A 20741-nucleotide genomic window follows, 5' to 3' on the forward strand; every position below is an offset into this window, starting at 1 on the left:
GGCGGTGAGCCAGATGGACGAGATGACTCAGCAGAACGCCGCCCTGGTAGAAGAAGCGGCGGCAGCGGCAGAGAGCCTGGAGGAGCAGGCCAGGAGCCTGGCCGAGGCCGTCTCCGTGTTCCGCCTCGGTGCCGGTCAGCGGCCCGCGCCGGGCATGCACCTGCCGCCCCCGGGCGTGGAGGTTTCCGGGTTTGCCTCCGGAGCAACGTCGTCCCGGCTCGGGGCGAAGAAGCCGGCCGCCCTGCCGGCCAGTCTCGATGACGAGTGGGAAGAGTTCTGAAACCCATGGTTGCCGACAGCAAAAAGCCCCTCTCCCTGGCCGAGCGCCTGGCCGCGATCCGCCAGGCCGGCGCTTCGATGACCCATGGCCCCCTGGATTCTGCCAGCCGGGAATTCGAGTTCAAGCCCGGCGATTTCGAGCGGGTCAGGAAGTTGATCTACGGCCATGCGGGCATTTCCCTCTCCGCGGCCAAGCAGGACATGGTCTATTCCCGCCTGGCCCGGCGCCTCAGGGCCACGGGGATGAAGTCCTTTTCCCAGTACCTGGATCACCTGGAACATGGCCAGGATGCGCTCGAGTGGGAGCGCTTCATCAATGCCCTGACCACGAATCTGACCTCCTTCTTCCGCGAGCCGCACCACTTTCCGATTCTGGCCAGGCACCTGCAGAAGGTGGCTCAGACGCGCAAGCAGATCAACATCTGGTGCTGCGCGGCGTCCACCGGCGAGGAGCCCTATTCGATTGCCATGACGGTGGCGGATACCTTTCCCGGTGGCGGCCCACAGGTCAGCATCCTCTGCTCCGACCTGGATACGAATGTGCTGGCGACGGCGGAAAAGGGCATCTACCCCCTGGACCGGACCGACAAGATTCCGCCGGAGCAACTCAAACGCTACTTCCTCAAGGGGGCCGGCGCCCAGGAAGGGAAGGTCAGTGTCCGTCCCGAATTGCGCCGCTTGCTGACCTTCCGGCAGATCAACCTGCTCGATCCGGTCTGGCCGGTGAACGGGCCACTCGATGTGATCTTCTGCCGTAATGTGATGATTTATTTCGATAAACCGACCCAGTACAAGATTCTTTCCCGCTTCGCGCCACTGCTCCAGCCTGACGGGCTGATGTTTGCCGGGCATTCGGAGAGCTTTTTGCACGCGGCGGACTTGTTCCGCTCCCTGGGCAAGACGGTTTATGAACTGGCCAACAAGCCCCGCTGAGGGGAGGAGTCCTGCGCGTGGATCATGCCTACGAGGAATATCTGGCCAGCAATTTCTACCAGGACCGCAGCTTCCATTGTGAGGCGGCGAAGATCCTGCCGGGGGAATACTTCGTCACCGCCCGGGACATGGTGCTGGTCACCGTGCTGGGTTCCTGCGTCGCGGCCTGCATCCGCGACACGGTCAGCGGTGTGGGCGGCATGAACCACTTCATGCTGCCCGAAAGCGGCGGCCGGGATCTGGTCGCGTCCTCGGCCCGTTACGGGACCTATGCCATGGAAGTGCTGATCAACCACCTGCTCAAGCTGGGGGCCCGGCGCAACCGGCTGGAGGCCAAGGTGTTTGGCGGCGGGGCGGTCATGCAGAGCCTCTCCGGCAGCAATGTCGGCGCCAGGAATGCCGAGTTTGTCCTGAATTTCCTGACGCTTGAAAAAATTCCCGTGGTGGCCAAGGATCTGCTCGATTCCTATCCGCGCAAGGTCTATTACTTTCCCAACAGCGGTCGGGTGCTGGTCAAGAAACTGCACCGGGTCCACAACGATACCCTTTTCAGCCGCGAACAGGCCTACCAGAGCCGGCTGGCTTCGGCCAAGGTGGAGGGGGATGTGGAATTGTTCATTTGAGCCGGCGGCACCGCTTTTCCCAACAGGGGCTTTATGACGATACGTGTTCTCGTAATCGATGATTCGGCGCTGATGCGCAAGCTATTGACGGAGATCATCCATGGCGCTGCCGACCTGGAGGTGGTGGGCACGGCACCCGATGCGGCGAGTGCCCGCGAGATGATCAAATCCATGAATCCCGATGTGCTGACCCTGGATGTGCAGATGCCCGGGATGGATGGCCTGGCGTTCCTGGAAAAACTGATGCGCCTGCGGCCCATGCCGGTGGTGATGGTATCCGCCTTTACCCAGGCCGGCTCCGAAACCACCCTCAAGGCACTCGAACTGGGCGCAGTGGATTTCATTGCCAAGCCCCGGGCCGGGTCGGCCCTGAGCCTCGAAGAATATGGCCGCGAACTGGCGGACAAGATCCGGGCGGCCAAGGCAGCCCGGCTGCGCTGCCGGGGGCTGATCCGTCCGGCAGATCAGGATGCCGCAGGCAGCCGGGTCTTTGCTCCGGTGCGCGCCCTGTCCGGCGGAGCCGGAAAAGTCATCTTCCTGGGGGCCTCCACGGGGGGCACGGAGGCGATCAAGGAGTTCCTGCTCGGCATGCCGGCCAACTGCCCGCCGATCCTGATCGTGCAGCACATGCCGGAAACCTTCACCGCGTCCTTCGCAGCCCGGCTCAACAGTCTTTGTCAGCCCACGGTGATCGAGGCTCAAGGGGGTGAAAAGGTGTCGCCGGGAATGGTTTATATTGCGCCTGGCCATTCGCATCTGCGGGTATGCCGGACGGCAGCTGGCGTGGTGACCGAATTGTCGAAAGCAGATCCGGTCAATCGCCATCGCCCTGCCGTCGATGTGCTGTTTGATTCCGCCGCAGCGCTGATGGGCAATCAGGCCGTGGGCGTCCTGCTGACCGGCATGGGCAAGGACGGCGCCCAGGGTCTGCTCCGGATGCGCCAGGCGGGGGCCCGGACCTTTGCCCAGGATGAAGCCAGTTGCGTCGTCTATGGCATGCCCCGGGAGGCTTTCCTGATCGGCGCCGTCGATGAAGTGGTGGGGCTGGACGAGATGGCGCGGCGGGTCCTGGCCGCGTTTGGCAAAGCCGTGGCTTAAAGAGGGGATTCCTACTAAAGTGTCGGCGTTTTCCGGCGCAATACGGAATGGAGGCTATTTGATGCAGATTACAGGAAAAACCGAAGGCGCCCAGGGCGTGATCACGTTGAGCGGACGTTTCGATTTCAACCGCCACCGCGAATTTCGCAGCGCCTGCGATCCCCTGCTGGAAGATGCCCAGGTGCAGGTGCTCCAGGTCGATCTGGGCCAGGTGGATTACATGGACAGTTCCGCGCTCGGCATGTTGCTCATGCTGCGGGACAAGGCGGGGGCGGCGAAGAAGCAGGTGGTGCTTCTGAATGTGCGCGGCAATGTGAAGCAGGTTCTGGAAATCGCCAATTTTGGTAAATTGTTCTCCATCGTCTGAACAAGGTCTGAACATGGAAACCCTCCCGGGAGGGGGAATCAGGAGAGCGGCATGAGAACGGTGGCGGGCAAGACAAGAGGCGCCCTGCTTGCGCAAGTGGCCCTGGGGGTGGCCACCTGGTGGGTGGCCCGGAGACTGGGCATGAGCGAGACCGGCGCGCTCGCCGTGGCAGCGGCTGCCGGCCTGCTGGCCGCCGGCGTGCTGGCGGTCCTGCTGGAAGCGGTGACGGTGCGGCCCTTGCTGGAACTCAGGGGGGCCATCGAGCAGATGTATCAGGATGGCGATCTGACGCGCCGGGTCAGCGTCCGCGGCAAGGGGGAAATTGCGGCCACGGCGGATTCCTTCAACAAGTTGATAGGCAGTTACCAGACCATCATTGGCAAGGTGTTTTTCAATTCCGTCGAAATCGAGAAAGCCGCCCGGCAGTTGGTCGTCGAATCCCACCGGGTGGCGGCGGGCTCCTCCCAGCAGTTTGCCGCCGCCCAGGCGACCACGGATGCCATGGTGCAATTGATGGGCAACATGAACGAGGTGAGTCAGCGGGCCCATGAAACGGCCCATATCGCGCAAGAGGCCAGTGCTCTGTCGCGGGATGGCGTCAAGATCGTCACCCAGGCGTCCCAGGAAATGGAAAGGATTGCCGACTCCGTGACCCAGTCGGCAGAAGTGGTTCAGGCGCTGGGGGAACGCTCCAGGGCCATTTCCGGCATCGTCCAGACCATTCGCGAAATCGCCGAGCAGACCAATCTGCTGGCCCTCAATGCCGCCATCGAGGCGGCCCGGGCGGGGGAGCAGGGACGGGGCTTTGCCGTGGTGGCCGACGAGGTGAAAAAACTCGCCGAGCGGACCTCGTCGGCCACGGGCGAAATCAGCCAGATGATCGGTGCGATCCAGGTCGAGACGGCTTCGGCCATCCATTCGATTCAGGCCGGCACGGATCAGGCCCGCAATGGCGCCCTGCTGGCCCGCCAGGCTTCAGGATCCCTGGAGGCCATCAACCAGGGCGCCCAGGACACCATGCAAAAGGTGGATGCCATCGCCAGCGCCATCGAACAGCAAAGTGCCACGGGTTCGGATATTGCTGAACACATCCATTCCATCATGGAGCAGTCCCAGGCCAATTCAGAAGCGGCCGGGCAGACCTTGAAGGAAGCCGAGCAACTCGATTACCTGGCCGTGAATCTCAAGGAGATTGGCAATGTGTTCAAGCTGGGCAGTGCCGGGGATGCCGCCCTGAAGCTGCATTCGAAGATGCCCGGGATCGTGCAGGACATGGCGCAACAGGTTGGGGCGGCACTCGAAGCGGCGGTGGCGCGCCGGAAAATCACCCTCGATGAACTGTTCGACGACCAGTATCAGCCCATTGCCGGCACCAAGCCGCCCAAGTTCAATACCCGCTTTGATGCCCTGTGTGATCAGTTGCTGCCCCAGATTCAGGAGCCCTTGGTCAACCAGAATCCGGAAATGGTGTATGCCATCACCTGTGACCGGCGCGGCTATGTGCCGACCCATAACAAGCGCTTCTCTCAGCCCCTGACGGGCAATGAGCAGGTGGATTTCATCAATAACCGGACCAAGCGCATATTTGACGACCCGGTGGGGCGGCGTTGTGGTGATCATGAAAAGGCATTCCTGCTGCAGACCTACCGGCGCGATACCGGGGAAATCATGCATGACATTTCGGCCCCCGTTTATGTGCAGGGCCGTCACTGGGGCGGGGTGCGTATTGGCTACAAGACCGATACATGATGTGATCGGCGGTTTCAGCGCTCACGAATTCTGTGTATCCTGCTTATGATGGGGCAACGGGTATGACCTGCAATCCGGAAAGTTTTTTGGGGATGAACAATGTCTGAACTGCTCAAAAGTATCGACGCGAGGACCAAGCTCGCGGGTACCAACAAGCTCGAAATTCTGCTGTTTTCCCTGGGGGAGGACCGCCGCACGGGCCGGCGCGAGACCTATGGCATCAATGTGTTCAAGGTGCGCGAGGTGATGCGCACCCCGCCCATCACCGTGGCACCGGACATGCCTCCTGCGGTCGAAGGCATGGTCAGTCTGCGCGGCATCCTGGTGCCGGTGGTGGATCTGGCCAAGTATGCCGGGGTGGATTCGGATGCCCGCCGGGACATCATGATCGTTACCGAGTACAACGGCCATACCCAGGGCTTTCTGGTGGAAGCCGTGGATAGCATCCTGCGCCTGGACTGGAGCATGATGCGGGTTCCTCCGGATATGCTGACGGCCCAGATGGGTGGCCTGGTCACCGCGGTGACCGAGCTGGAAGACGGTCGCCTGATCATGATGATGGACGTGGAAAAGGTGCTTGCCGAAACCTCCCACAGTGATGATGACGACATCCACTTCAAGAGCATTGCACCTCTGGAGAAGCCCGGTGTGACGGTATTCTTCTGCGATGATTCGAGCGTGGCGCGCAAGCAGATTTCCCGCACCCTCGATGCCATGGGTGTGAAGTATGTGTCGGCGAACAACGGCCGGCAGATGTGGGAAGAGCTGGAGAAAGCGGCGGACTATGCCAAAGCGACCGGTCAGTCGCCTTCCGATGTGGTCAGTCTGGTGCTGACGGATATTGAAATGCCCGAGATGGATGGTTACATCCTGACCAAGAAGATCAAGAGTGATCCCCGCTTTGCCTCGGTGCCCGTGATCATGCACTCCTCCTTGTCCGGCATGTCCAATCAGAGCCTGGGCCTGTCTGTCGGGGTGGATGAATATGTTCCCAAGTTCGAGGCTCAGCGCTTATCCGAAATATTGCGGCGGCGTCTGACCGAACGCTTCCCCGCCGAGGTTTGAGGCCAGGAGATTCAGATGGACATGCAGGAAAACAAGAAGCTGCTCGACGGTGTCGACGCCCGAACCCGCCTGGCGGGCTCCAACCAGATGGAAATCCTGCTGTTTTCCCTGGGGACCCGGGAAACCTTCGGGATCAATGTGTTCAAGGTGCGCGAGGTGGGGTGTACCCCCCACATCACCAAGACCCCGAACATGCCCAAGGGGGTCGAGGGCCTGATTTCCCTGCGCGGCAACGTCATTCCGGTGCTGTCGCTGGCTTCCTACCTGGACCTGGAAGAGCCTCCCGAAGGGCTGGGCAAGACCATGATGGTGGCGGAGTATTCCAAGCGCACCCTGGGTTTTCTGGTTCATGAGGTGGATCGCATCATTCGCGTGGACTGGGAGAGGGTCAAGGCGCCGGAGAGTGTCTTGAATGCCAATCAAGGCTTGATCTCCGCCGTGATCGAGTTGAGCGGCGGACATCTGGTATCCATCCTCGACGTGGAGCAGATTCTGGCCAACGCCTTTGGCGAGGCGGTCATCGTCGACATCCCGCCGGCCCGGGTCGAGGAGGAGGCCAGTGTTTTCTTTGTCGACGATTCCATCGTGGCGCGCAAGAAGATTGCCGAGGTCCTGGACAAGCTGGGGGTCAAGCACAAGCATGCCACCAACGGCGCTGAAGCCTGGACCCGGCTCCAGGCCATTGCCGCTCATGCCCAGCAAATGAATATTCCGATGCGGGACGAAATCAACCTGATTCTCGTGGATGCGGAAATGCCCGAGATGGACGGCTATGTGCTGACCAAGAACATCAAGTCCGACCTCCGCTTCGAGGGGGTGCCCGTCGTCATGCATTCTTCCCTCTCATCCGAGGCCAATCGCGCCATGGGCAAGTCCGTGGGGGTCGATGCCTACGTCGCCAAGTTTGATGCAGAAGTGCTGGCCGACACCTTGCGGCCCCTGTTGGAAAGATAACGAGTTTCTGGAGTGCAGCATGCCTGTTGATCCCAAAATGAAAATTCTGGTGGTGGATGACTTTTCCACCATGCGTCGCATTGTGCGTAATCTGCTCAAGGAATTGGGCTACACCAATGTCGATGAGGCCGAGGACGGCGCCATCGCCCTGCAAAAATTGAATGCAGGCGGCTTCGATTTCGTGGTGACGGACTGGAACATGCCGAACATGGATGGCTTGACCCTGCTGCAGACCATCCGCTCCACTCCGGCATTGAAGCATCTGCCGGTCCTGATGATCACGGCCGAGGCGAAGAAGGAAAACATCATCGCAGCCGCGCAGGCGGGTGCCAGTGGCTACATCGTCAAGCCTTTCACCTCGGCAACCCTGGCGGAGAAGCTGCACAAGATTTTTGAAAAAATGGGCCAGGCTTGAGGAGTAGACGATGACGGCCAATAACGATTCTGCTGAGCTGGAAGCCCTGTTCGATAGCGTGGCGGCCACGGTTCGGGTTGAGCCAGCACCGGCCGCCCCCGCCCCCACCGCCCCCACCGCCCCTGCTTCGTCAGGCATCACGGATCTGGGCGACAGTGATGATCTGCAGGCCCTGTTTGATAGCGTGGCTTCCAGTTTTCATGCTTCCGGGCCTGGCGCTGCAAAAACGCCAAGCGCGGCCGCGGTTGAAAGCCGTGCGGGCGGCGAAGAGTGGCCCGCCCAGGAAACCGTGTTCAACCGCATCGGGCAGATGGCGCGCCAGTTGCACGACACCTTGCATCAGCTGGGCTACGACAAACTGCTGGAGCAGACGGTCAGCTCCCTGCCAGATGCCAAGGACAGGCTGGCTTATGTGGCCAACCTCACGGAGCAGGCCGCCTGCCGGGTGCTCAATGCGACGGATATTGCCAAGCCTGTGGTGGATGAGCTGGAAAAAAATGCCCTCGCCCTCGGGGCGCGCTGGGACAAGGTTTTCAGTAATCAGATGAGCACCGCCGAGTTCCGGCAACTGGCGGAGGAAACGCGCCGCTATCTGAAGGCCGGGGTTCCGGAGGGGGTCAAGGTCATCAATGCGCAGTTGATGGAAATCATGATGGCCCAGGATTTTCAGGATCTGACGGGTCAGGTCATCAAGAAGATCGTCGGGCTGACCCAGGATCTGGAAAACGGACTCATGACGGTCCTGATTGAAGTGATGCCGCAGAAAAAACGCTCTGAAGAAGTGAATAGCCTCGTGAATGGGCCGGTCATCAATGCTGATGGTCGCCCCGATGTGGTCGTCAATCAACAGCAGGTCGATGATCTGCTGGATAGTCTGGGTTTCTGAGGAGGATCAGGTATGAGCGACTTTGCTGGCATGGAAGATCTGCTGCAGGATTTCCTGCAAGAAGCCCACGATTTGCTGTCGGATGTCGACAACAAGCTGGTTGACCTGGAAAAAATGCCCGATGACCGGGGCTTGTTGAACGATATTTTCCGGGGGTTCCACACGGTCAAGGGAGGGGCCGGCTTTCTCAACGCCACCGAACTGGTGACCCTGTGCCACCTGACCGAAAATCTCTTTGACAAGCTGCGTAACGGTGAGCTGCATCTGACTCCGGAGTTGATGGACTTGATCATGGCCGCCACCAAATGTGTGCGGGATATGTTCGGGGATCTGTCTTCCGGCGTGCAGCCGCTGCGGGCGCCCGCAGATTTGCTGCACGCCCTAGAGGGTGTCCTGAAGGGGGAATCGCCGGCTCCCGTGGCGGCTCCCGTGGCAAGCGCAGCCCCCGCTGCCGCGACGCCCTCGGGCACCGAGCCCGACTGGGAGAAGCTGCATGCCAGCGTTTCAGGCCAGGCCGTGGCCGCCACCGGCGAGGTGATCACCCGGGCCGAAGTGGCGGCTGCCAGCGCTGCTGCGGCGGCACCGGAAAAGCCTGCCCGTCGGACTGCCGACCGCCCCGCCTCCGGCAGTGGAGGCGGACGCCGGATCGAGGAGCGGGCCCGCGAGAACACCATCCGTGTCGATACGGCCCGTCTCGACCAGGTGCTCAATCTGTCCGGCGAAATCGGCCTGACCAAGAACCGTCTGACCAGCCTGCGGGCCGACATCCTGGCCGGCAAGAATGATCCCGAGACCCTGCATGCCCTGGACCAGGCCGTAAGCCAGCTCGACCTGCTGGTTTCGGACCTGCAGAACTCGGTCATGAAGACCCGCATGCAGCCGATTGGCCGCCTGTTCCAGAAGTATCCCCGCATTGCCCGGGATCTGGCGCGGCAACTGGGCAAGGACGTGGAACTGGTGCTCGCCGGTGAGGAAACCGAAGTCGACAAGACCATGATCGAGGATCTCGCCGATCCCTTGATCCACCTGATCCGCAATGCGGTAGACCATGGTGTCGAAAGCCCCGCCGAGCGGGCGGCGGCCGGCAAGCCCGCCAAGAGCCTGGTGCGCCTGGAGGCACGTCAGGAGGGCGATCACATCGTCCTCATCGTCGCCGATGACGGGCGTGGCATGAGTGCCGAGCGCATTCGCGCCAAGGCGGTGGAAAAGGGGCTGATCACCGAGGAAGAAGCCAATACTCTGGATGATCGCCAGAGTTTCAACCTCATCTTGCTGCCGGGCTTCTCCACCAAGACGGAAATCTCGGATGTTTCCGGCCGTGGGGTGGGCATGGATGTGGTGAAAACCAATATCCAGAACCTCAACGGTTCCATTGAAATCCGCTCGGAGCCCGGCAAGGGCTCGGTGTTCCTGATTTCCCTGCCGCTCACCCTGGCCATTCTGCCGGTGCTGCTGGTGCTGCTGGGTGATCAACCCTTTGCCTTGCCGCTGTCTTTGGTGCGCGAGATTTTGCCCATCGAGCAGGACAAGGTTCAGGAAGTGGGCGGGAAGACGACGCTGGTGGTCCGCGGCGAGATACTTCCCGTGGTTTCCCTGGCTCGCCTGCTCGGCTGGCAGCAGGTGCGCTATCCCGAATACGGGGTGTTCATGCAAACGGCAGAACGCAGCTTCATCCTTGGCGTGGATAGCTTTGCCGGGCGGGATGATGCAGTGATCAAATCTCTTGAAGATTTCCGTCCGCGCGGCGTGGCGGGGGTGACCACCCTCTCCAACGGTCAGATCGTGCTGATTCTCGACATGAAGGAACTGCTCGCGGATGTGGGGCAGCACATGGATGGAATAGGCCGGGGGATTCCTGCACTCGACTTTGTTTGATCAATAAATTCAATGTGTTGCAACAAGGGCCCTGCGGGGCCCTTGTTGCTTGGGGCGGCGGCAGCGCCGCCAGCCATCCGGGCGAACTTGATAATTTTTTTAAAAAAGCGCTGTACCTATTTAATTTTCTTGGTTTTTTTCTATAATAGCCATGTCAAAACGGTTGTGCGCCCATGGCAGAAGATAGCGACGTCGAGAAAACAGAAGAACCTACGGGCCGGCGTCTTTCGCAAGCCCGCGAGGAAGGTCAGGTTCCCCACTCCCGGGAGCTTGGGAGTTTTCTCGTGCTCATGGTGGCGGCCTCGGCCTTCTGGTTGCTGGGTGCCTGGCTGGCCCAACGTGCGGTCTTGATCATGTCCAGGGGGCTCGATATGGACCCGGCCTTTCTGAAGCAGCCCGAATTGGCTCTCTTGCGGCTTTATGACCTGTCCCTGGATGCCTTGATCAGCTTTTCCCCGCTGGTGCTGGCGCTCATCATCGCCTGTCTCGTGCCGCCTTTCGTCCTGAACTCCTGGGTCTTTTCCACCAAGGCCATCATGCCGGATCTGAACAAGCTCGACCCCATCGCCGGGATCGGACGGATGTTTTCCTGGAATAGCCTGATGGAACTGGTGAAGTCCATTCTCAAGGCCGTCATCATCGGGGGGACCGCGGTACTGGTGCTCTGGAAACACTGGGATGAGATTTTCGGGCTGATGTCGATGCCGCTGGAGGCGGGTCTGGCATCGGCCGGAGATTTGCTCAGTTTTGCTTTCCTGTTGATCGTCTCTGCCATGTTCGTCATCGTGCTGGCGGATGTGCCCTTCCAGATCTGGCAGTACTACGACAAATTGAAGATGACCAAGGACGAGGTCCGCCGGGAAAACAAGGAAATGGAAGGCGATCCCATGGTCAAGGGACGGATCCGCAGCCTGCAGCGTGAGGCCGCGCGCAAGCGCATGATGGCGGCGATTCCCGAGGCCGATGTGATCGTGACCAACCCGACCCACTATGCGGTGGCCTTGTCTTACAAGGAGGGCATGGGGGCCCCCAAGGTGCTGGGCAAGGGGATGGGCGTGATTGCTCAGCGGATCAAGGCGCTGGGTGCGGAGCATGGGGTGCCCCTGCTGGAGGCGCCGCCTCTGGCCCGTGCCCTGTACCGGCATGCCGAGATCGATGACGAGATTCCTGGTGCCCTTTATGGGGCGGTGGCCGAGGTGCTGGCCTATGTGTATCAGCTCTCGCGCTGGCGCTCGCTGGGGGGGGAGTATCCGATGCCGCCTCGGGATGTGCGGGTGCCGCCTGAACTGGCCGTGCCGGCGGAGGCCGCTTGATGGCGGGCGCCACCCTGACCCTGCAGAATGTATTGGGCCGGCTGAATATATTCCAGCTGGCCGCGCCGCTTCTCATCGTCATGGTGCTGTCCATGATGGTGCTGCCGCTGCCACCTTTCATCCTGGATGTGTTTTTCACATTCAATATCGCCTTGTCGATTCTGGTTCTGCTGGTGGCCGTGCAGGTCAGGAAGACCCTGGAATTTTCGGTATTCCCGACCGTCTTGCTGGTCACCACCTTGTTGCGCCTCTCCCTCAACGTTGCTTCTACCCGGGTGGTGATGATGGAGGGGCATAACGGTCCTGCGGCGGCAGGCAAGGTCATCGAGGCCTTTGGTGAGTTTCTGGTGGGGGGAAACTACGCCGTCGGGATCATCGTTTTCCTGATTCTCGTGATCATCAATTTCATGGTCATCACCAAGGGTGCCGGCCGGGTCGCCGAAGTGGCCGCCCGCTTCACCCTGGATGCCATGCCGGGCAAGCAGATGGCGATCGATGCTGACCTCAATGCCGGCTTGATCGGCGAGGACGAGGCACGGCAGCGCCGCCAGGATGTGGCGCGCGAGGCCGAGTTCTTCGGTTCCATGGACGGTGCCTCCAAATTCGTGCGCGGCGATGCGATTGCCGGCATCATCATCACCCTGATCAATGTCATCGGCGGCTTGATCATTGGCGTGGTCCAGCATGACCTGTCTCTGGCAGAAGCCGCCAAAATCTACACCTCGCTGGCGATTGGGGACGGCCTGGTTGCGCAAATCCCGGCCCTGGTCATTTCCATTGCGGCGGGCATGGTGGTGACCCGTGTCTCGGATGAAAAAGAAATCGGCGTCCAGTTCATCAGCCAGATTTTCCATAATCATCAGGTGGTTTACATCACCGCCGGTATCGTCGGAGGCATGGGGCTGATTCCCGGGATGCCCAATCTGGTCTTTCTGCTCTTGGCCAGTGCCCTGGGTTATATCGGCTGGCGCATGTCACGGCGCAGCAGGGAGCAGGCAAGGGCGACGGCGGCTCCGGCGCCGGTGGTGCCGCCGCCCTCTCAAGAATCCCAGGAAGCCAGTTGGTCGGATGTGGTGCCGCTCGATGTGCTGGGGCTGGAAGTGGGCTACCGCCTGATTCCGCTGGTAGACAAGAATCAGGACGGCGAACTGTTACGGCGCATCCGTGGAATCCGCAAGAAGTTTGCGCAGGATGTGGGTTTTCTGGTGCCGCCGGTTCATATTCGCGACAACCTTGAACTCAGGCCCAACGCTTACCGTATTTTGCTAAAGGGCGTGGAAGTGGGACAAGGCGAGGTATTCCCGGGCCAGATGCTGGCCATCAATCCCGGGCGCGTGGCGGGCACCCTGCCGGGCACGGTGACGACCGATCCGGCCTTTGGACTCCCCGCCATCTGGATCGACATGAGTCTGCGTGATCAGGCTCAAGCCTATGGTTACACGGTGGTGGATTCATCCACCGTCGTGGCGACCCACCTCAACCACCTGATGCTCTCCAATGCATCCGCCCTGCTCGGACGTCAGGAGGTGCAGCAACTCCTCGACCACCTGGCCAAGGAAATGCCCAAATTGGTGGAGGACCTGGTGCCCAAGATCCTGCCGCTCGGGACCTTGCAAAAAGTGCTCCAGAACCTGCTCGACGAAGGGGTGCATATCCGCGACATGCGCACCATCATCGAAACCCTGGCAGAGCATGCCGCGCGGACCCAGAATCCGGATGAACTCACCGCCCAGGTGCGCGTGGCATTGGGGCGTGCCATCGTTCAGCAACTTTATCCCAGTGGTAACGAGATGTCCGTCATGACGCTCGATCCGCAACTGGAGCGCCTGTTGCTCCAGACGGTGGCCGGCACGGCGGGGACATCGGCCCTCGAACCCGGCCTGGCCGAGGGGCTCTTGAAAGAAGCAGCGGCCGCAACCCGGCGCCAGGAAGAACTGGGCATGCCCGCAGTGCTGCTCGTGCCGAGCGCCATCCGGCTCCTGTTGTCGCGTTTCCTGCGGCGCAGCATTCCTCAACTGAAGGTGATCGCCCATGGCGAAGTCCCTGAAACCAAGATACTCAAAGTGACCTCGATCATTGGAGGCAGGTCATGAATGTAAGAAAATTCATTGCAGTCAATGCGCGCGAAGCCCTGCGCAAGGTCAAGGAAACCCTGGGTCCGGATGCCATCATCCTTTCGAATCGTGGAGTGCCGGGAGGGGTCGAAATCATGGCAGTGGCGGCCCGCGACATGGCCATGATCGTTCCTGCGGCCGACGAGCCGGTGCGCCAGAATCCCCCCAGGACGGCTGCTTATCCGGAGGAGGACGGCTACCGGGTGAGCCTTTCGACCTCGGCGGCAGCCTCCCACCGCAAGGCGGAAGTGGCGCCACCACCGCAGCAGCCCATCCGGCCGGCACCGGCGCCCGCCAGACCGGTTTCCCGGCCAGCACCGGCCAGCGCCCCGGTCAATGCTTCGATTCCCCGGCCGGGCTCACTGCGCCAGGCCGGGCTCGATGCACCTCGAGCCCCCCAGGCCGCCGGGCCTGTGCCCACGGTCAACGCCCGGCCCACCCCGGCGCACCATGCCGGGGCGGAAGTGGTTCCGGCGGCGGTGATGGAAGAAATCCGCGCCTTGCGTAAGATCGTCGAGCAGCATCTGGCGGGCTTTGCCTGGGGAGAGAGCGCCCGTAACGAACCCGTTAAAACCGAAGTGTTGCGCCAGATGCTGGATGCGGGGTTTTCGCCGCAACTGGCCCGCGAACTGCTGGCGGAACTGCCGCCCGAAATGGATGCCGTGCAGGCTGTGGCCTGGGTGCGTGGGGTGGCGGACCGCAGTTTGCTGACCCTCCATGCCGAGCAAGACATCATCGACAAGGGGGGGGTTCATGCCTTGATGGGACCCACCGGGGTGGGCAAGACCACCACGACCGCCAAGCTTGCGGCCCGTTGCGTTTTGCGGCACGGCGCAGGCAAGGTGGCACTGGTCACGACGGATAGCTACCGGATCGGTGCGCACGAACAATTGCGTATTTATGGCCGCATTCTTGGGGTGACCGTCTATCTGGCCAAGGATGCCGCGGAATTACAGCAAATCCTGCTGGAGCTCAAGCATAAGCACATGGTACTCATCGACACCATGGGGATGAGCCAGAAAGACCGCCTGGTGGGCGAATTGAATGCCATGCTGACCGATTGTGGCGTCCGGCGGCTGCTGGTCATGTCGGCGACTTCGCGCGGCGACACCCTGGATGATGTGGTCAAGGCCTACCGGGGCGATGACCTGGCCGGCTGCATTCTCACCAAGGTGGATGAAACGGCCAGCCTGGCCCCCTCACTGGATGCCATCATGCGGCATGGCTTGCGCCTGCACTATGTTTCCAATGGGCAGCGCGTGCCGGAGGATTTGCATTTGCCCAACCGTGCCTATCTGCTGCACCGTGCTTTCAAGGAAACTCCGGAGGTCTCGCCGCATCGCTACCACGGTCTCGAGCCCGGGCTGATGATGGCCAATGCCGGAATCGTTGCGAGCGGAGGACGGCGTGGCTGATTTTTGCCAGGATCAGGCGGCAGGCCTGCGTCGGCTGTTCGGCCATGATCAGTTGCGTGTCATCGCTTTCGCCTCGGGTTCAGCCGGCGCCGGCAAGACTTCGATCGTCGCCAACGTGGCGGTCGCCCTGGCGCGCCAGGGCAGGGAAGTGCTGGTGGTGGATGAAAATCAGGGGCCTCACGACGTGGGCGGATTTTTTGGTTTGCATCCCCAGGGGGATTTGCTGCAGGTTTTGAACCGGCAGCGCAGCCTCGGGCATGTCCTCTTCAGCCCCGTATCGGGCGTCAGCGTCCTGCCGGCAGGGCGTGCCGCGCGTCAATTGGGCAGCCTGACTGCCGCGCAGCAACATGCCATGGTGGAAGGGGTGAATTCCCTCGAGCATCCGGCCGATGTGATTCTCGTCGATACTTGCAACGACCATGCTCACGGCTTTTCGCCCTGGGGTCTGGCCGCCGGTGAAACCGTGATGGTCGTGTCAGGCAATGGCGCCTCCATCACCGATTCCTATGCCCTGATCAAGAAGGTCAGTCTGGCGTTTTCGCGGCGGCATTTCCGGATTCTGGTCAACCGCGTGAAGTCGATGGCGGAGGGTTCGGTCATTCATGACAATCTGCACAAGGTTGCCGCCCAGCGCGGAATTGCACAGCTGGAGTATGGCGGGGCAATACCGCTGGATGGCGCCCTGCGGCAGGTCGGGCAATTGTGCCAGCCCATCGTGGCCAGCTTGCCGGATTCGCCTGCCGCCATTGCGCTGAGGGATTTCGCGACTGAATTGCTGGCATGGCCCAATGCCGAATATGAGCAGGGCGGGGTCGAACATTTCATCCAGCAACTGCTACACTTGAGCCATCGTCTATCTCCCAGCGTCTTGCTTGCCTAAATGTATACAGCCGCCGGTCAGCCCGACAGGGAGCAACTGGTCCAGCACTATTCTCCGCTCGTCAAACGCATCGCCCATCATCTGATGGTGCGCCTGCCCGCCAATGTCCTCCTGGAGGATCTGGTGCAAAACGGCATGATCGGCCTGCTGGATGCCATGGGGCGTTATGAGGAGGGAATGGGGGCCCAGTTCGAGACCTATGCCAGTCAGCGCATTCGTGGCGCCATGCTGGATGGACTGCGGGACAACGACTGGCTGCCCAGAAATTTGCGTCGGGAAATGCGCCGGGTCGAGGTGGCCTTGCAGCAACTGGAGCAGCAAAATGGCCGCGCGCCCAGTGAGGGGGAACTGGCGGCGAATCTGGGCATGTCGCTCCAGGAATATCAGAAGTTGCTGCTGGACGCGCGAGGGCACCAGGTGGTTTATCTGGAGGATTTCGGCTCGGAAGACGGGGAATCCTTTCTTGATCGGCACATGGGGGTCAATGATGAAGATCCCGCCCGTCTGCTGGAAGACAAGGATTTGCGCCGCGAGATGGTCGCTGCCATTGCGGCCTTGCCGGAGCGCGAGCAGATGGTGATGGCCCTGTATTACGAGCAAGAGCTGAACCTGAGGGAAATCGGGGAGGTCTTGGGGGTGACGGAATCCCGGGTTTGCCAACTCCACAGCCAGGCCATTTCCCGTATCCGCGGCCGGATGTTCGGCGCGGCGGCGCAGCAGCCCAAGGCACGACGGAAGGTGAAGGAGCGTGGATAAGATCAGTCTGTTGGGCCTCATCGTCGGCATTGGCGCCATTCTGGCGGGCCAGGTGCTCGAAGGCGGGCACCTCGCCTCCCTGGTGCAGCCGACCGCCCTGATGATCGTCCTGGGAGGGACCCTGGGGGCGGTCATGCTGCAAAGTCCCTTCGATATTTTCAAGCGCGGCCTGAAAATGACGAAGTGGGTTTTTCTGCCCCCCGTCGTCGAGCACAGGAAGTTGATCGATCAGGTTTCGCAATGGAGCCATCTTTCCCGCCGGGAAGGCTTGCTGTCCCTGGAAAATGCGACCCAGCAGATCAAGGACCCGTTTGTCAAAAAGGGCCTGCAGCTTCTGGTGGATGGCGTGGACCCAGGACGTCTGCGTGAAGTCCTCGAGGTGGAAATCAATACCTTTGAAGAGGGAATGCGGCAGGGCGCCAAGGTATGGGAGTCTGCGGGGGGGTATTCACCCACCATCGGCATTCTCGGGGCGGTGATGGGCTTGATTCATGTGATGGAGAATCTTTCCGATCCTTCAAAGCTGGGGGCCGGTATCGCCGTCGCCTTCGTGGCGACCATTTATGGTGTGGGGCTCGCCAATCTGGTGTTCCTGCCCATTTCGACCAAGCTGAAGGCTTGTATCGCCGGCCAGGTGGTGGAAAAAGAGATGTTGCTGGATGGTCTGATGGGGATTGCGGTCGGTGACAATCCCCGGATCATCGAGAGTCGTCTGCAAGGATACCTCCATCGGGATTCCCCGGCGCAAGCCCAAAAAGCTGGGCGGCGCTGAGGGCGGCCATGGCTCGCAAGAAAAAAGTCGAAGAGCGTGAGAATCACGAGCGCTGGCTGGTTTCCTATGCGGACTTCATTACCTTGCTGTTTGCCTTTTTTGTGGTCATGTATGCCCTGTCTTCGATCAATGAAGGCAAATACCGGATCCTGAGTGAATCCCTGAACAGTGCCTTCCGGAATGTGACCGACAGATCCGCCGGGCAGATCATGTTGATGACCGAGGGGGCTCCACCCTTGCCCGCGCCAGTGGCCAAGGCAGAAAAGGCGGTGGATGAAGGCAAACTGCGCCAGCGTGAGAAGATGCGCAATATGGCCCGGGAAATCATGAAGGTGCTGGCGCCGCTGGTGCGGCAGGGCAAGGTCAGGGTGCTGGAGACCAGTCGTGGAGTCAGCATCGAGATCAATGACAGCATTCTCTTCGCTCCCGGCCAGGCGCGCCTCGAACCGCGCTCCATTGCTGCCTTGCAGGCGGTTGCCCAAGTGCTGGCGGATAGCAATTTCCCCATTACCATCGAAGGGCATACCGATAACATCCCCATCAACACCCCACAATTTCCTTCAAATTGGGAACTCTCCGCCGTGCGGGCAACCACCGTACTGCGGCTCTTCGTCGATTCAGGCGTGAGTCCGGACAGACTGACGGCCATTGGGTATGGGGAGCAGCGGGCGGTAGAGAGCAATGACAGCGTCGAAGGGCGGGCCAGAAACCGCCGGGTCACCATCCTGATCGATTCCTTCGCGCCCGAAATGCCGGCCGAGGTGGTGACGGAGTTGAAGCCGGAGGATGAAGCTGAAGCCGGAGCCGTGAGGTCAGACTGAATCGCTGATACGGAAACGGGACGAGAATGAGGTTTGCCCATCCGGACCATAAAAGGTCCCGCGTGCATGCTGTCCGGTGATGGTTTCCAGCCGTTGGCGATTATTCCTGGATAACAAGGTGATGCACTGGCCATTCAATTCATTGAGGGTTTTGGCTTCGCGCGCCAGCTGTTGCAGCACTTGCCAGGCCTCGGTCAGTTTCGGGTTTTGTTGAGTCCGCAGCCATTGTTCGACACCCTCGCGATTTTCCGCGACGCCGAGCAGCAACAAAGACTGATGCCGTTCCTGTCCGATCCGGGAAAGCTCATCGATGAGGTTTCCCTTTTCTTCCATCAGTTTCTCGAGCACATCGAACTGACTGTCGCGTAAGGCGGCGTGTTCCTTTTTCAGCAAGGCCACGAAACGTTGCACGGCAGCAATTTCGCTGGCGATCAGCTGGTGGAAGGGCGGCACGGGCGGCACCATCAGGCCGTACGCTGAGCGTTGACCAGTTCTTGTGCCGTAGCAATCAGGTGATCTGCAATGGCTTCAGGATTGATACGGAAACGGCCTTCCGTGATGGCTTGCTTGATTTCCTGGACCCGGCCGGCATTGACGGGAGGTTCGGCGCTGTTGATTTGCACCGCAGTGCTCAAGCGGACCTGCTCCCCACTGGCTTCGGCCGGGACCGGCTTGGCGGGGGTGCGAGCCGGTGGCGTAGGCACCATTTTCAATGAGGTATCGATTTTCACGATGTCACCTATGGCAGATAAGGGTATGGATTCTAACGGCAAAGCAATGTGAAAGTTGAGCGATGCGCCAGAAAAATTTGACGTTTTTGTGTCAGGGCGAGGATTGCCCGACCCGTACCGTGCCATCGGCCTGGGCCATGCCACTGACAATGAGCCCGCTCGGGGTGCGAACCTGGATGATTTGCCCCTCGCTGGCGTTGTTGAGGGCTTTGCCCTCGTTCGTGGCAGTAAAGCCGGGGCCATGGAAAACAAGTTGGACAGACTGCCCCTGCTGAATGACGAGGGGAGCCGTGAGCTGATCCTGGCGCAGTGGCTGACCCGCAGGCAGGGAAAACCGGACGGTTTTGCCGATGGCCTGGGCCGGGTCCGTAATGATTCCGGCGGGGAGCGCGCCCAGATCGCCGGATTGCACGGTCAGATCGGTGGCTTGCAAGACCTGGCCCGTGGTAAGGGGTGCGGCGGTGGTGACATAGTTGCCAAGTATCGAGATGCGCACGGGCACAAAAATACTCCAGCGGCCCGGGGCATTGCAGCGTAAGCCAATGCTGGTGTTCCCCTGCAGGCGCGCCCCGTTTGGGGTAAAGGCCTGGTAGCTGCTGCAGGCGGGCAGGCGCATGCGCGGGTCGAGTGGGCCGGCCCTGACGCTTACTTGCCCGCCCTGGTTTTGCAATTGTCCAAGGACATGGTTTTCCACCAACTTGAGTAAGGCGGCGTGATCGTCGGCATGGGCGGGTGCGGCAAAGCCTGCCAGACTCCAGCAGAAGAACAACAAGGTGAGAAACGGTTTCATGGGCCCATTGTCACCCAAGGCGCTCGATAAAAAAACCCTTGTGGCTCTGCTTTAGCCAGATCGGCAAGTCTTGCCGCCAGCGTCCCCGGATCTCCCCGGAAATGCGGGCTGATGGATGATGGCACGAAGCATGCTTGGAATCAGGCAGTCAAAGCCAGCAAGGAGTAAAGGATGATCGGTGACGTCAAGGCCTACCTGAATGTCTATACCCAGGCGCTCAATCTGCGCACGTACCGCCAGCAGGTCCTCGCTTCCAATATCGCCAATGCCGATACCCCGCATTACAAGGCCCGCGATTTTGATTTCAGGACGGCATTTGAAACGGCGCTAGGGCAGCCTCAGGGGGTGGATGCGGTAGGGATGGCGCGAACTCATGCCGGGCATTTGCAGGGTACGGCAGGCGGGGTGGGGGCGGTCAATCTCCAGTACCGTAGCGAAACCCAGTCTGCCGTCGATGGCAATACGGTCGATATGGATGTGGAACGCGCCCAGATCGCCGATAACGCCTTGCAGTATCAGATCATTTCGCAATTCATGTCGGACAAACTGCGCGGCATGCGCACCGCCATCAGCAGCAATCAGGGCTGACGAGGAGAGACGAGCATGAGCCTTTTCAATGTTTTCAAGGTTTCCAGTAGCGCCATGTCGGCCCAGTCGCTGCGACTCAATGCGGTGGCTTCCAACCTGGCGAATGTGGATAGCGCGGTGTCCGCCAATGGACAGCCTTATCGGGCCAGGCAGGTGGTTTTTCAAGCCACTCCGATGGGGGGCGCAGGTGAGGCTTCCCAGGGCGTCCGGGTGACCCAAATCGTGGAAAGTGCGGCCCCGGCGCGTATGACTTATGACCCCCATAATCCGCTGGCGGATGAAAAAGGTTACGTGAGCATGTCCAACGTGGATCCGGT

The 20741-nt window shown here is 60.8% G+C and carries 22 protein-coding genes and 1 pseudogene; 20 read left to right on the forward strand and 3 right to left on the reverse strand.

Annotation, left to right across the window (positions count from 1 at the left end; all coding sequences use genetic code 11):
* From WBH99_RS05855 to motD, 18 genes and pseudogenes are all read left to right on the forward strand, one after another.
* Positions 1–280 (forward strand): annotated as a pseudogene (locus WBH99_RS05855) (chemotaxis protein); the annotation flags it as partial.
* 77 nt (positions 281–357) lie between these two features.
* The gene (locus WBH99_RS05860; RefSeq protein ID WP_424219196.1) at positions 358–1212 is read left to right on the forward strand and encodes a CheR family methyltransferase; all 855 of its coding nucleotides are present in this window, start codon (positions 358–360) and stop codon (positions 1210–1212) included.
* Between the two features lie 17 nt (positions 1213–1229).
* Entirely contained in the window at positions 1230–1835 is a 606-nt protein-coding gene (cheD, locus tag WBH99_RS05865) for a chemoreceptor glutamine deamidase CheD (RefSeq protein ID WP_424219175.1), read from the forward strand.
* Positions 1836–1868: 33 nt separating this feature from the next.
* Positions 1869–2933: a protein-glutamate methylesterase/protein-glutamine glutaminase gene (locus tag WBH99_RS05870; protein WP_424219176.1), complete on the forward strand. Its 1065-nt coding sequence runs from the start codon at positions 1869–1871 to the stop codon at positions 2931–2933.
* A gap of 61 nt (positions 2934–2994) precedes the next feature.
* The gene (locus tag WBH99_RS05875; protein WP_424219177.1) at positions 2995–3300 is read left to right on the forward strand and encodes an STAS domain-containing protein; all 306 of its coding nucleotides are present in this window, start codon (positions 2995–2997) and stop codon (positions 3298–3300) included.
* A 51-nt stretch (positions 3301–3351) separates the two neighbouring features.
* On the forward strand, positions 3352–5049 hold the full coding sequence (locus WBH99_RS05880; protein ID WP_424219178.1) for a methyl-accepting chemotaxis protein: 1698 nt from the start codon (positions 3352–3354) through the stop codon (positions 5047–5049).
* 99 nt (positions 5050–5148) lie between these two features.
* On the forward strand, positions 5149–6114 hold the full coding sequence (locus tag WBH99_RS05885) for a chemotaxis protein (protein ID WP_424219179.1): 966 nt from the start codon (positions 5149–5151) through the stop codon (positions 6112–6114).
* A 15-nt stretch (positions 6115–6129) separates the two neighbouring features.
* Positions 6130–7068, forward strand: a complete 939-nt coding sequence (locus tag WBH99_RS05890) for a chemotaxis protein (protein ID WP_424219180.1) — start codon at positions 6130–6132, stop codon at positions 7066–7068.
* A gap of 19 nt (positions 7069–7087) precedes the next feature.
* Positions 7088–7483, forward strand: a complete 396-nt coding sequence (gene cheY / locus WBH99_RS05895; RefSeq protein WP_424219181.1) for a chemotaxis response regulator CheY — start codon at positions 7088–7090, stop codon at positions 7481–7483.
* A gap of 10 nt (positions 7484–7493) precedes the next feature.
* Positions 7494–8369 (forward strand): protein phosphatase CheZ, encoded by an 876-nt coding sequence (gene cheZ / locus WBH99_RS05900; RefSeq protein ID WP_424219182.1) that lies wholly within the window; start codon positions 7494–7496, stop codon positions 8367–8369.
* Positions 8370–8381: 12 nt separating this feature from the next.
* The gene (locus WBH99_RS05905) at positions 8382–10244 is read left to right on the forward strand and encodes a chemotaxis protein CheA (protein ID WP_424219183.1); all 1863 of its coding nucleotides are present in this window, start codon (positions 8382–8384) and stop codon (positions 10242–10244) included.
* 173 nt (positions 10245–10417) lie between these two features.
* Positions 10418–11557, forward strand: a complete 1140-nt coding sequence (gene flhB / locus WBH99_RS05910) for a flagellar biosynthesis protein FlhB (RefSeq protein WP_424219184.1) — start codon at positions 10418–10420, stop codon at positions 11555–11557.
* Positions 11557–13650: a flagellar biosynthesis protein FlhA gene (flhA, locus tag WBH99_RS05915; protein WP_424219185.1), complete on the forward strand. Its 2094-nt coding sequence runs from the start codon at positions 11557–11559 to the stop codon at positions 13648–13650. The genes flhB and flhA overlap by 1 nt, the downstream gene beginning before the upstream one ends.
* Complete coding sequence (gene flhF / locus WBH99_RS05920) at positions 13647–15086, forward strand: flagellar biosynthesis protein FlhF (protein WP_424219186.1); 1440 nt, start codon at positions 13647–13649, stop codon at positions 15084–15086. The genes flhA and flhF overlap by 4 nt, the downstream gene beginning before the upstream one ends.
* Positions 15079–15966, forward strand: coding sequence for a MinD/ParA family ATP-binding protein (locus tag WBH99_RS05925; RefSeq protein WP_424219187.1), 888 nt, complete (start codon positions 15079–15081; stop codon positions 15964–15966). The genes flhF and WBH99_RS05925 overlap by 8 nt, the downstream gene beginning before the upstream one ends.
* Entirely contained in the window at positions 15967–16722 is a 756-nt protein-coding gene (locus WBH99_RS05930; protein WP_424219188.1) for an RNA polymerase sigma factor FliA, read from the forward strand.
* Positions 16715–17494, forward strand: coding sequence for a flagellar motor protein (locus WBH99_RS05935; RefSeq protein ID WP_424219189.1), 780 nt, complete (start codon positions 16715–16717; stop codon positions 17492–17494). Before WBH99_RS05930 ends, WBH99_RS05935 begins: the two co-directional genes overlap by 8 nt.
* A gap of 8 nt (positions 17495–17502) precedes the next feature.
* Positions 17503–18315, forward strand: coding sequence for a flagellar motor protein MotD (motD, locus tag WBH99_RS05940; protein ID WP_424219190.1), 813 nt, complete (start codon positions 17503–17505; stop codon positions 18313–18315).
* On the opposite strand, the gene WBH99_RS05945 is transcribed toward motD, so the two are convergent.
* From WBH99_RS05945 to flgA, 3 genes are all read right to left on the reverse strand, one after another.
* Positions 18307–18780, reverse strand: coding sequence for a flagella synthesis protein FlgN (locus WBH99_RS05945; RefSeq protein WP_424219191.1), 474 nt, complete (start codon positions 18778–18780; stop codon positions 18307–18309). The two genes, motD and WBH99_RS05945, sit on opposite strands and share 9 nt — an antisense overlap.
* The gene (flgM, locus tag WBH99_RS05950) at positions 18780–19046 is read right to left on the reverse strand and encodes a flagellar biosynthesis anti-sigma factor FlgM (RefSeq protein ID WP_424219192.1); all 267 of its coding nucleotides are present in this window, start codon (positions 19044–19046) and stop codon (positions 18780–18782) included. Before flgM ends, WBH99_RS05945 begins: the two co-directional genes overlap by 1 nt.
* Before the next feature lie 91 nt (positions 19047–19137).
* Positions 19138–19836 (reverse strand): flagellar basal body P-ring formation chaperone FlgA, encoded by a 699-nt coding sequence (gene flgA / locus WBH99_RS05955; protein ID WP_424219193.1) that lies wholly within the window; start codon positions 19834–19836, stop codon positions 19138–19140.
* Between the two features lie 171 nt (positions 19837–20007).
* Here flgA and flgB point away from each other — a divergent pair, with 171 nt between their 5' ends.
* Together flgB and flgC are read left to right on the forward strand one after the other, a co-directional pair.
* Positions 20008–20424 carry a flagellar basal body rod protein FlgB gene (flgB, locus tag WBH99_RS05960; RefSeq protein WP_424219194.1) on the forward strand — a complete coding sequence of 139 codons (417 nt, stop codon included), beginning with the start codon at positions 20008–20010 and terminating at the stop codon, positions 20422–20424.
* Between the two features lie 15 nt (positions 20425–20439).
* Positions 20440–20741: flagellar basal body rod protein FlgC (flgC, locus tag WBH99_RS05965; protein WP_424219195.1), on the forward strand; the 302-nt coding region annotated here is incomplete at its 3' end.

The sequence above is a fragment of the Azovibrio sp. genome, assembly GCF_049658005.1.
In the GTDB taxonomy this organism is placed as follows: domain Bacteria; phylum Pseudomonadota; class Gammaproteobacteria; order Burkholderiales; family Rhodocyclaceae; genus Azovibrio.